Origin of the sequence: Caballeronia sp. DA-9 (assembly GCF_051615025.1) — a bacterium.
Classification (GTDB): Bacteria; Pseudomonadota; Gammaproteobacteria; order Burkholderiales; family Burkholderiaceae; genus Caballeronia; species Caballeronia sordidicola.
Genome location: NZ_CP195133.1, coordinates 1,117,131 through 1,128,357, shown reverse-complemented (window position 1 = coordinate 1,128,357; position 11,227 = coordinate 1,117,131). Strand labels below are relative to the sequence as shown.

The 11,227-nt window shown below is 60.3% G+C and carries 12 protein-coding genes; 6 read left to right on the top strand and 6 right to left on the bottom strand.

The genetic code is table 11. The features are described 5' to 3' along the window. Positions 1-2: 2 nt before the first annotated feature. Positions 3-1,055 carry a transporter gene (locus tag ACRWA7_RS21305; RefSeq protein ID WP_244163907.1) on the bottom strand — a complete coding sequence of 351 codons (1,053 nt, stop codon included), beginning with the start codon at positions 1,053-1,055 and terminating at the stop codon, positions 3-5. Between the two features lie 118 nt (positions 1,056-1,173). After that, positions 1,174-2,466 carry a lactonase family protein gene (locus ACRWA7_RS21300; RefSeq protein WP_438395906.1) on the bottom strand — a complete coding sequence of 431 codons (1,293 nt, stop codon included), beginning with the start codon at positions 2,464-2,466 and terminating at the stop codon, positions 1,174-1,176. A gap of 165 nt (positions 2,467-2,631) precedes the next feature. Here ACRWA7_RS21300 and ACRWA7_RS21295 point away from each other — a divergent pair, with 165 nt between their 5' ends. Further along, positions 2,632-2,784, top strand: coding sequence for a DUF3096 domain-containing protein (locus ACRWA7_RS21295; RefSeq protein ID WP_075643220.1), 153 nt, complete (start codon positions 2,632-2,634; stop codon positions 2,782-2,784). 202 nt (positions 2,785-2,986) lie between these two features. Here the strand turns inward: ACRWA7_RS21295 and ACRWA7_RS21290 are convergent, their stop codons facing one another. Further along, positions 2,987-3,235 (bottom strand): hypothetical protein, encoded by a 249-nt coding sequence (locus tag ACRWA7_RS21290; RefSeq protein ID WP_060817003.1) that lies wholly within the window; start codon positions 3,233-3,235, stop codon positions 2,987-2,989. Positions 3,236-3,557: 322 nt separating this feature from the next. Here ACRWA7_RS21290 and ACRWA7_RS21285 point away from each other — a divergent pair, with 322 nt between their 5' ends. Together ACRWA7_RS21285 and ACRWA7_RS21280 are read left to right on the top strand one after the other, a co-directional pair. Beyond that, the gene (locus ACRWA7_RS21285) at positions 3,558-5,423 is read left to right on the top strand and encodes a glycoside hydrolase family 15 protein (protein ID WP_438395905.1); all 1,866 of its coding nucleotides are present in this window, start codon (positions 3,558-3,560) and stop codon (positions 5,421-5,423) included. Positions 5,424-5,789: 366 nt separating this feature from the next. Further along, complete coding sequence (locus tag ACRWA7_RS21280) at positions 5,790-7,061, top strand: polyhydroxyalkanoate depolymerase (protein WP_060817186.1); 1,272 nt, start codon at positions 5,790-5,792, stop codon at positions 7,059-7,061. A gap of 107 nt (positions 7,062-7,168) precedes the next feature. Here ACRWA7_RS21280 and ACRWA7_RS21275 read toward each other — a convergent pair whose 3' ends face one another. Beyond that, positions 7,169-7,801, bottom strand: a complete 633-nt coding sequence (locus ACRWA7_RS21275) for a TetR family transcriptional regulator (RefSeq protein WP_060817187.1) — start codon at positions 7,799-7,801, stop codon at positions 7,169-7,171. 439 nt (positions 7,802-8,240) lie between these two features. On the opposite strand from ACRWA7_RS21275, the gene rsxB reads away from it, so the two are divergent. The 3 genes from rsxB (at position 8,241) to ACRWA7_RS21260 (ending at position 10,283) form a co-directional block, all read left to right on the top strand. After that, the gene (gene rsxB, locus ACRWA7_RS21270; protein WP_438396727.1) at positions 8,241-9,137 is read left to right on the top strand and encodes an electron transport complex subunit RsxB; all 897 of its coding nucleotides are present in this window, start codon (positions 8,241-8,243) and stop codon (positions 9,135-9,137) included. A gap of 4 nt (positions 9,138-9,141) precedes the next feature. Continuing rightward, positions 9,142-9,786 carry an endonuclease III gene (gene nth / locus ACRWA7_RS21265; RefSeq protein ID WP_438395903.1) on the top strand — a complete coding sequence of 215 codons (645 nt, stop codon included), beginning with the start codon at positions 9,142-9,144 and terminating at the stop codon, positions 9,784-9,786. 65 nt (positions 9,787-9,851) lie between these two features. Beyond that, positions 9,852-10,283: a DUF1841 family protein gene (locus tag ACRWA7_RS21260; protein WP_438395901.1), complete on the top strand. Its 432-nt coding sequence runs from the start codon at positions 9,852-9,854 to the stop codon at positions 10,281-10,283. A gap of 86 nt (positions 10,284-10,369) precedes the next feature. Here ACRWA7_RS21260 and ACRWA7_RS21255 read toward each other — a convergent pair whose 3' ends face one another. Further along, a complete protein-coding gene (locus ACRWA7_RS21255; RefSeq protein ID WP_060817007.1) occupies positions 10,370-10,741 on the bottom strand; it encodes a c-type cytochrome in 372 nt (123 codons plus the stop codon). An 82-nt stretch (positions 10,742-10,823) separates the two neighbouring features. Further along, entirely contained in the window at positions 10,824-11,189 is a 366-nt protein-coding gene (locus ACRWA7_RS21250) for a c-type cytochrome (RefSeq protein ID WP_060817008.1), read from the bottom strand. Positions 11,190-11,227: the final 38 nt, after the last annotated feature.

Here is an 11,227-nt window from a genome sequence, read left to right as displayed (position 1 = left end):
GCTCACCACAAGCGCAAGCGCCTGAGCAGGAACAGCGTGACGGCGGCGCACACCACCATCACGCCCATCACGACCGCGAACGAATAGTGGTCGTGCGTGCCGGGCAGGCCGGCCACGTTCATGCCGAAGATGCCCGAGACGAGCGTCGCGGGCATCAGCAACGCGGACATGATCGCGAGCCACAGCAGCTTGCGGTTGATGTCTTCCGAAAGAAGCGCGGCGATTTCATCCTGCAGCAACTTCGAGCGTTCGTACTGCCCTTCGAGTCCCGCGCCGAGTCCGTTCAGGACCTGGATGGCCTGGATCAACGTTTCCATGGATCGCGGTTCCGCCCAGTCGAGCCGCCGTGTCACGAGTTGCGTGAGCGCGTTGCGCTCAGGGTCGACAAACCGCTTTACCTCCACCAGCCGCCGCCGCACCGATCCCAATTCCGCGCGCCAGTTCGAATGACGGCCATCGAGCACGCCCTCTTCCACGTCGTCGAGCCGGTCGCCGATTTCATCGATACGATCTGCAAACGTGTCGTTCAGCGCGCGGATCAGGCCGGCGAAGAGATCGACGGGATCGCGGAAGGTCGCGCCTTCCAGTACCGCGTGGCGAAGCCGGTCGGTCGATTGCAACGGCTGCGCGCGCACGGTGATCATGCGGTTTTTATCGACGTAAAAACGCAGCGCGCCGGTCGCGCGGCGCGTGGCCTGCGCATTCGGATCGGCTTCGGGCGTTTCCGCGACGCGCTCCAGGTCCGCGACCACGCCGTACATGAAGGTCGGGCCCATATGCACGCGGGGCCGCTTGTCTTCGCCGTTCAGGAATTCCCGCGCCACGTCCGGCATGGCGGTGACGCCGGTAAGCCAGCTTTCCACGGTGTCGTCATTGGCGCTCAGATGCAGCCATGTCGGGCCATCGCCTGCGATTTCCCGGCGCGCTTCGTCCCATGACAGACGCAGCGCCTCGGCGCCGGAAAAGCGAAACGCGCAAATAAAACCGGGCGGCGCCTGGGAATCGCTGGGATTGAGCCTATTTGTTTCTCTGCCGGCTGCTGTGGTGATGTTCAACGTTCGTTTCCTTCCATACCGATACTCGGCGGACACTGCGGGTTAAAACTGCCTGCATTATGCAAAAACCGGGCCGTCGATAATCGGCGGCCCGGACGTTATTGCGATCCCGAAAACGTCAGGAAGGCGAAACGAACTTGAAATCGACGGGCGAGCCGATTTCAAGTTTCTTCGGGTCCGACGCGAGTTCGCCCGTCTGCGGATCGCGCCGGAAGAAGTAGACGCTGTCGCTGTCCTGATTGCCGACGATCAGCCACCGGCCGGTTGGATCGATTGCAAATTCGCGCGGGGTCTTGCCCAGCGTAGAACGGCGGTTGAGCAGCTTCAGATGACCATTCGAAGCATCGACGGCGTAGGTCAGGATTTCGTTGGCGTCGCCACGATTGGTCGCGTACAGAAAGCGGCCGTCCGGGGAGAGATGGATCGCGCCGCCGCCAATCTTGCCTTTGAAACCGGGCGTGGTCATCGGCAGGGTTTGCTTGAGCGTGAGCTTGCCGTCGTCGTAGTCGTAGACAAGCACCGAAGCGTTCATTTCGGTCGTCACGTAGGCGTGCTTTCCCGCTTCGTCGAAGACCATGTGGCGCGGTCCCGAACCTGGTTTCACCAGCGTGTAGCGTGATTCGGTCGGACCGAACAGACCGCGCGTGCCGTCAGGTGTGTATCGGTAGGAATACAGCTTGTCCGCGCCCAGGTCTTGCGCGAACAGATAGCGTCCGTCAGGCGAAAACACCGTGGAATGCACGTGTGAATTGTCCTGGCGGCCTGTCACGGGACCGTTGCCGTCGTGATGAACCGTGAGCACGGACGGCAAGACCCGTTCGCCTTCCAGCGGAAACACGGCGAAGCTGCCGCCAGGATTCGACGCCACCGAGTAATTTGCCGTGAGCAGATACCGGCCATCACGTGACAGCGCGAGGTAGGCGGGATCGTTGCCATCGGAGGAAACGCGATTCACGAAGATGAGTTGTCCGCTCGCCGGATCAAAGCGAAATGCGCTGATGCCGCCGCGCTGCGACGCTGGACCGTTGTCGCCGGGCAATTCGTTCACCGCATAGACGTGCTGCCGGTCCCGGCTCACCACAAGATACGAAGGGTTTACCGCCTGCGCAGACGTGAGTTGCGTAACGGTTCCGTTGGCGGTATCGAACCGGTATACATAGATCCCCTGGCTCTTGCCGCTGCCTGTATAGGTTCCAACCAGCAAGTCATACACGCTGTTATTGGCAGCGCCGGAAGGATTCGCCGACGCGCCGGGCGCGGTGCCGGCATCCTGCGCCATTGCCTGAGCGGACGCTAGCGACAGGCCGACCGCGACACTTGCCGCAAAATTCCTTGTCAGGAAACGCGGCCTGCGGCACGAAGCTTGCGTGGGGGCGCTACGCGGGGAAAAAGAAGTAAAAACGGAATGCATTGAAACCTCCTGATCGTTCGTTATTACGGCTTGTTTTCAGGTTATGTGTGTCAAGAAGCAAGATACCGATGTCTCGCCAGTCCGTCGCGTCATGCAGGACCATTTTGCATGCCTGTCCCGCACGCCCGTGTCCAACCATCATTTCAATCAAAACAAGGAGCAATAATGGATATCCATCTGAGCCTCGGTCCGCTGGTCGCTCTCATCGCAGGCATTTTGATCCTGGTCGTGCCGCGCCTGCTCAACTTCATTGTCGCAATCTATCTGATCGTGATCGGGTTGATCGGCGTGTTTGGATTGAGCGCGACGCATTTCTGACAGCGTTGCGTAAGCCCGACCACCGGCTTGCCGGACCTGCGCGTGACGCAGTCAGGTAAGACGGTGCTTTCGGAGCGAGGTTCCGGCAATGCGCACGCAAAACCACGCGGGAACGATCATGACGATCGCCCGCTTATCGAGACCGGCTAAAGATAGTAATGAAGCGCTCGCTTGGCTTCGCTACCTTGCCACGGATGGCAAATCACCCGTTGGCAAGCTGCTCGAGCCGCAAGCGGCCCTGCAGCGAAAGGCCGCCTACAGCCATCAGGCCGTTCTCTTCGCGATGCCGGGTGAAGCAATCGCGCTCGATCAGAAACGACGCAGCGACCTCCATGCCGTTGCGCGACAAGCCAAGATCCTTGTAATCAAGGTCGATGAGCGTGGTGGTATCGGCGATATGGCTTGCAGCCGAAAGAATGGCGATGCAATCGGCTCTCAACGGGTTCGGCATGGCTTTCACGTTCGATATCCTCGAAAACGTTCGGCAAAGCGTGGACGCGTGAGGCGATCAGGGTGTGCGCGCCGGACTGGCGGGTGGCATCGCTCAAGCGTGAAGTTTCATTCTAGGCAATCGTCCAATTATTTTTCAACCCTGGCTTACGAAAGCCGTGCAGTTGCGCTGCGAAAAGTTTCGCGAAACACGCGTGAAACACACGAGACGCGAATGCGCTTCATAATCGGTGGCTCGTTCGTCCGCAACAGCACGACCCGCGCGCCCCGAATAACGCACGGCGCCGAGCGCCGCCGCCCCAATCGAGATCACATTCCTGCCTATGCCCGCACTGATTGAAGACTACGCCCTGGTTGGCGACGGCCACACCGCCGCCTTGATATCGAAAGAAGGATCTGTCGACTGGCTCTGCTGGCCGCGCTTCGATTCCGGCGCGTGTTTCGCCGCGTTGCTCGGTACGCCTGAACACGGCCGCTGGCTGATCACGCCCGATCTGCCCGAGGGCGCAGCGGCTCCGGTAATCACGCGCAAATATCGCGGCGACACGCTGATCCTCGAAACCGATTTCGAAACGCCCGAGGGCCGGGTTTCGCTCATCGATTTCATGCCGGTACGCGACGGCATCTCCGACCTCGTGCGGATTGTCGTCGGCCGCCGCGGCAGCGTGAAGATGAAGATGGAACTGGTGCTGCGCTTCGACTATGGCTCGTCCATTCCGTGGGTCAGCCGCCTTCCCGACGACAGCGGCATTCGCGCCATTGCCGGCCCCGATCTGTGCGTGTTGCGCACGCCGATCGAACTGAGCGGCGAGAACATGCGCACGGTCGGAGAATTCACGGTGAACGAGGGCGAGCGCGTGCCCTTCTCGCTCGCATATTCGCAATCTCATTTGCGTCTGCCGCCCGCCCGCGATCCGCATACGCAATTCGCACGCACGGAAAATTTCTGGCTGGAATGGTCCGGGCGCAGCAACCTCGACGGCCGCTGGGGCCCGGCGATCCGCCGCTCGCTCATCACGCTCAAGGCGCTTGCGTATGAGCCGACGGGCGGTATCGTCGCGGCTCCAACCACATCGCTGCCGGAGCAACTGGGCGGGACACGCAACTGGGATTACAGATATTGCTGGTTGCGCGACGCCACCATCACGCTGCTCGCCATGATGCGCAGCGGCTACTACGACGAAGCCCGCGCGTGGCGGGCGTGGCTCGGCCGCGTGATGGCGGGTTCGCCGCAACAGATCCAGATCATGTATGGCATTGCCGGCGAGCGGCGGCTGCCCGAATGGGAAGTCGGCTGGCTGCCGGGTTATGAAAATTCGAAGCCGGTGCGAATCGGCAACGGCGCGGTCGACCAGTTGCAGCTCGATGTCTACGGCGAGGTCATGAATGCGCTGCATCTTGCACGCGTGGGCGGCCTGCAAAGCGACGACACCGTCTGGTCGATCCAGCGCGCCATGCTCGATCACCTCGACACGGTCTGGCAGGAACCCGATGAAGGCATTTGGGAAACCCGTGGCGGCCGCCAGCAATTCACGTTTTCGAAGGTGATGGCGTGGGTCGCGTACGACCGTGCGATCAAGTCGGCGGAACAGTTCGGACTGGAAGGTCCGCTCGACCACTGGCGCAACCAGCGCACCGTGATTCACGCCGACGTGTGCGCGAAAAGCTGGAACGCGTCGATGAACTCATTTGTCCAGACCTACGGCGGCGACGATCTCGACGCCAGCCTGTTGCTGATCCCGCTGCTCGGCTTCCTGCCGCCGGAAGATCCGCGCGTGATCGCGACGCTTCACGCCATCGAACGCGACCTGACGCACGACGGGCTGGTGAAGCGTTATCACACGGCCGAAGTGCAGGACGGCCTGCCGCCGGGCGAAGGGACGTTTCTCGCATGCAGTTTCTGGCTGGTCGACAACCTTGCGCTGCAAGGCCGCCTGGACGAAGCGTTTGCAATGTTCGAGCGCCTGGTGGGACTCGCGAACGACGTCGGCCTGCTTGCGGAAGAGTACGACACAGTGGCGAAACGCCAGGTGGGTAACTTCCCGCAAGCGTTCTCGCACGTTGCGCTTGTGCATACCGGCATGAACCTCATGCGGCACGAACAAGGCATGGCGAAAGCGACCGGCCAGCCCGTTCAGCGTCACGACGCACCAACCGACGCCGCGAGCACAATCGAAAGCAATACGTAATATTTTAGAAATACCCGACCAAAATTCACGAAAATTGCGGCAGATTTGACGTTTCACTGAGGTAAACGACACCCATGTTGCGTTGCACAAAACATGGTTCTTGGCTATGATCGGAGAAGGTTTCCGACCGGTCGTTCAGCGAAACAATTCATCTGCGAGATATGTTTAGTGCTGCTCGTCGCGACCTGGAACCGTGGTAGTGCGAGGCATCAACGAATAACTGCGAGCACCGGCAAGACGGTGCAATCGACGAACTGCTTGGGCCGCGGGATCCGGCGAATGCTGGCCGCCAGCACGCTGCCGCCGATAGAAGCCAACCGCCAGTTGCGCTCCCTTGGAGAGCAACTGGTTTTACACGGGTACAACATGCTCTATCAACTCCACGAATTCCAGCGGGCCATGCTGAGTCCGCTGACAGCATGGGCCGAAGCGGCATCGAAGTCGTTCACCAACCCTTCCAGCCCGCTTGCGTATGTTCCGGGCTCCACGCGTCTCGCGGCAGGTTACGAACTGCTGTACCGGCTGGGCAAGGACTATGAAAAGCCTGAGTTCGAACTGCATCAGATAGAAAAGAACGGCCACGCCATTCCTATCGTCGAGCAGATCGTGATTGAAAAGCCGTTCTGCCGGCTGATCCGTTTCAAGCGTTTCTCCGACGACAGCGCCACCGTCACCGACCTCAAGACCGAACCTATCGTGCTCGTGTGCGCGCCGCTTTCCGGCCACCACGCCACGCTTTTGCGCGACACGGTGAAAACCCTGCTGCAGGACCACAAGGTCTACCTGACCGACTGGCTCGACGCGCGCATGGTGCCGCTCGAAGACGGTTCGTTCCATCTCGACGATTACGTGGAATACATCCAGGAATTCATCCGCCATATCGGTGCGAAGGATCTGCACGTGATCTCGGTGTGCCAGCCGACCGTGCCGGTACTCGCCGCCATTTCGTTGATGGCGAGCCGCGGTGAAGACACGCCGCGGACCATGACAATGATGGGTGGTCCTATCGATGCACGGCGCAGCCCGACTTCAGTGAACTCGCTTGCGAGCGAGCATTCATATGAATGGTTCGAAAACAACGTGATCTACACTGTGCCGGCGAACTATCCGGGGGTTGGACGAAAGGTGTACCCCGGCTTTCTGCAGCATGCGGGTTTCGTTGCAATGAACCCCGAGCGTCACGTGACGGCGCACTGGGACTTCTATCAGAACCTGATGCGCGGCGACGACGAAGATGCGGAGCAGCATCGCCGCTTCTACGACGAATACAACGCCGTGCTCGACATGGACGCGGATTATTATCTCGAGACCATTCGCATTGTGTTCCAGGATTTCCGGCTGGCCGAAGGCACGTGGGACGTGAATGGCGAACGTGTGCGTCCGCAGGACATCAAGCACACCGCGCTCTTGACCATAGAAGGCGAACTCGACGATATCTCGGGGAGCGGCCAGACGCGTGCGGCGCATGATTTATGCACCGGCATTCCGGCGAAAAACAAGCGCCATTACACTGCCGAAAAAGCCGGTCACTACGGCATTTTCTCGGGCCGCCGCTGGCGCACGATGGTGTATCCGCAACTGCGCGAGTTCATTCTCACGCACGACAAGGCGCCTAAGAAGGAAGCCGTTCCGGCCTGAACGCATCCTGGTTCGACCAAGCCGCAACCACTCCGCACGCCGCGTTTTACGCGGCGTGTTTCTTTCTGGCACAGCCTCTTCAGCGAGGCAATGCCAAGTTACATGCATCAGCGCCGCATCAGGTAGGCGAGCAGTAATTCGGTATTCATCTTGATGATTTCATCGCGTTCGGTTTCGCTGCTGAAATCGAGTCCGATCGTGGCTTCCAGCGTAAATCGATTCGATACGATGTAGTACCCGAGTCCCGATAAAGTCACATAGAAGCGCAACGGATCCACATTGTTGCGAAACAGTCCGGCGTGTTGTCCGCGTTCGAGTATCTTCGCAAGCGTCGTGACCACGGGCGAAATGAGTTCGCGAATGCGCGGGGAACTCTTTATATAGCGCGCTTCGTGAAGGTTTTCGTTATTCACCAGCCGTAAAAGCTCGGGGTGCTCACGATAATAATTCCAGATGAAATGCGCGAGTTGCGTCACGGCTTCGACCGGCGCCACCCCTTCCAGATCGAGCGTTTTCTCGGCATCCGTGAGCGCCGCGAATGCATGTTCCAGCACAGCAGTGAACAACTGCTCCTTGCTGCCGAAATAATAGTAGAGCATGCGCTCATTCGTTTCGGCGCGGCGCGCGATCTGGTCCACACGCGCGCCAAACAAGCCCCCTGCCGCAAACTCCTCCGCGGCAGCAAGGAGGATTCGGCGCCGCGTGCCCTCTGGATCTCTTTTGATTTTTGGCTGGTTCATGGTGGCTTCATGATCGACAAACCGCGTTTTGAGGGTAGCGTCATGCATTCTCTTGTCCTAAAGAAGCATGCGATGGATCGGTTGCGCCAACGTGATTGGGAATACCGTCCTGCAGTCAATCGAAAGCGATTTGATTATGTGCACATCGTTGGCCGGTTGGCAATTGGGAATGATTGGGAACAGCTTGAAATTCAGCGATAATGCCGCCTCGGACACAACGCACTGAAACAAGCCGAAAGCGCCGACCGCGCAAACGTGATATCAAAAACGAGCGCGGACATAAGCGGTTGAACATATCCCCACGAGTCGTCGCCGGACGTAAGTCGTACTGATCGCGCGAAGAAGCGAATCGTCTGTTTTGTCCGCGATTGCCGCGGCCAGCCGGATCGCAGCTTGGCCCATGTCGGCGCAACCCGGCGACGTCTCTCTCAAGCCGTTAATGACAGCAGTGATTGCAATTTCCCCGACGCCTCTCGCCAGCCAGATCGAAGACTTGCTGCCGCAGACGCAATGTACAAAATGCGGCTACCCTGCCTGCCGGCCTTACGCAGAGGCCATCGCGACTGGACAAGCGAACTACAACCAATGTCCGCCGGGCGGCCAGGAAGGCGTGGCGCGGCTTGCCGCGCTGCTCGGCAAGCCCGTGATCCCGCTCAATCCGGAGAACGGCCTGGAGCGGCCACGCCCGCTTGCGTTCATCGATGAAAACCTGTGCATTGGCTGCACGTTGTGTCTGCAGGCGTGTCCGGTGGACGCCATCGTGGGCGCGGCCAAGCAGATGCATACCGTTATCCCGGCGCTTTGCACCGGGTGCGACCTGTGCGTGCCGCCCTGCCCGGTTGATTGCATCGCAATGATTCCCGTTACGGGCGACCAGACCGGCTGGGATGCATGGAGCCAGGCGCAGGCGGACGCGGCGCGTGCTCGCCACGACCAGCATCTGGCGCGGCTTGCGCGTGAGCGCGACGCAGCCGAAGCCCGCAAGGCGGCGCGGGTGGCGGGCGCCCCAAGAACAGCGGCGCCGGCCGCGCCCGATACGACCACTGACAGCTCCCAGGCGCAACCTTTAGCCGCAACGCCCGAGGACGAAGCACAAGCCAAAAAGCGTGCGATCATCCAGGCCGCCATGGAACGCGCGCGCAAGAAAAAGGAAGAGCTGGCGAAGCTCGGTGCAGGGCCTAAAAACACGGGCGATGTAAGCCCCGAGGTACAGGCGCAAATCGATGCCGCCGATGCCCGGCGTCGCCGCCTGGGTTTGACGCCGCCGGACGAAACGCCGCCATCAGCGCCCGGCGCAAACTCCGGCAACAATCCAGACAACGACCCCGACGCCTGAGCCGATGAACCCAAAAAAACGCCGCGAGATCTTCGAGACGCTGCAGAGTCTGAACCCGCATCCGACCACTGAACTCGAGCACAACTCGCCGTTCGAGCTGCTGATTTCGGTGCTGCTCTCGGCGCAAGCCACCGATGTCTCAGTCAACAAGGCCATGCGCCGCATGTATCCGGTCGCGAACACGCCGGCCAAAGTGCTGGCGCTCGGCGAAGAAGGCGTGATCGAATACATCAAGACAATCGGGCTGTACAAGACGAAAGCGAAGAACGTGATTGCAACGTGCCGGATTCTGGTCGATCAATACGGCGGCGAAGTGCCTGACAACCGCGAGGCGCTCGAAGCGTTGCCGGGTGTCGGGCGCAAGACGGCGAACGTGATCTTGAACACGGCGTTCGGACATCCGACCATTGCCGTCGATACCCATATCTTCCGCGTGTCGAATCGAACGGGTCTCGCGCCCGGAAAGGATGTGCGCGCGGTGGAAATGGCGTTGGAGAAGTTTGTCCCCGACGAATTCAAGCACGACGCGCATCACTGGCTGATCCTGCACGGGCGCTATGTGTGCCGCGCCCGCGTGCCCGAGTGCTGGCATTGCGCGATCGAGCCGTTGTGCGAGTATCGGCCGAAGACGCCTGCGCCTGTCGAATAAGACGCTTGCACCGATGCAGCTTAAAATAAGCGCTTCACCACGATTCAGCTAAAGCGAAGCGCACCATGTTCAACCCCAGCCGCGACGAAGTTCGCCAATTTTTCACCGAAACCTGGCGCAAGCAACGGGAAGGCGGCGTTCTGACGCCGCTGGAAAGCATCGCGGCCGACTGGATTGGCGAGCATCCGGAATACCAGCAGGAACTTGCCAGTCCGGAAGTCGCGCAGGCCGACTATTCGCCCGATCAGGGCAAGAGCAATCCGTTCCTGCACCTGTCGATGCATCTGGCGATCACCGAACAGCTTTCCATCGATCAACCGCCGGGAATCCGGCGCGCGCATGAGCGGCTCGTGGGACGTCTCGGTTCGACTCACGACGCGCAGCACGCCATCATGGAATGCCTTGGGCAGATCATTTGGGAAGCGCAGCGCAACAACACGCCGCCCGACACCGACGCGTATCTCGCGTTGATCGAACAGCGCGCGTCGCGGGATTGACGCGCCCGAAAGCGCCGAACGACGCTTCAAACGAAAACACCTCGCCTTGAGCGAGGTGTTTTTCCATCCACGGCAACAGCCGGAAGTTACTTCTTCAGCACCAGATCGCCCTTCAGCGATTCGATATACGCCGCAATGTCCTTCAAATCCGCCTGCGACAGGTTCTGCACCTGTGCCGACATGATGGCGTTGCTGCGGCCGAAGTTCGGATTGCCGTTGCCCATCTGATACTGGCGCAGCGCCCAATAAACATAGTCAGCGTGCTGACCCGCGAGCTTCGGATACTCGGCGCTCACCGGCTTGTTCAGGTTCGGCCCGTGACAAGCCGCGCAGTTATGCGCTTCCGCGAGTACCTTGCCATTGCTGGCGTCAGCGGCAAATGCCGGCTGCACGGCCATTGCGCCGGCCAGCGCCGCCGCCATGCATGCTGTTTTCAACACTGTTTCGAGTGCCTTCATGAATTCTCCTATCCCGCGAATGGTAAGTGCCGAGTGAGCGTGTCTTCGACCTGATGCTCTTGATCAGGACCAGCGCGCGGGATCACTTGTCGGGATTGTTCTTCGAAGAGGGGGTTTGCGCGGCGTAGTACGCAGCAATATCGGCAATATCCTGGTCGGTGAGCGTGACCGCTATGCCGTGCATGGTCTCGAAGTGACGATCGCCCTTCTTGTAGGCTTGCAGCGCATTCTCAAGATAACGGGCGCTCTGGCCGCCGAGCATGGGAACCCGGTACACCTCGGGATATGCGGTGCGATACCCGGGAATGCCGTGACACCCAATACACATCGCAACCTTGCCCTGGGCCGCTTTCGCGTTGCCCACGACATCGGCGGAGGCCTGGGTCGCGAAGCCGGCAAGCCCCGACAGCGCTGCGATCACGGCACATTTGCCGACGAATTTATTCATAGCTTCTAACCTGGCATGAGGGGAAATCCGGCACCTTG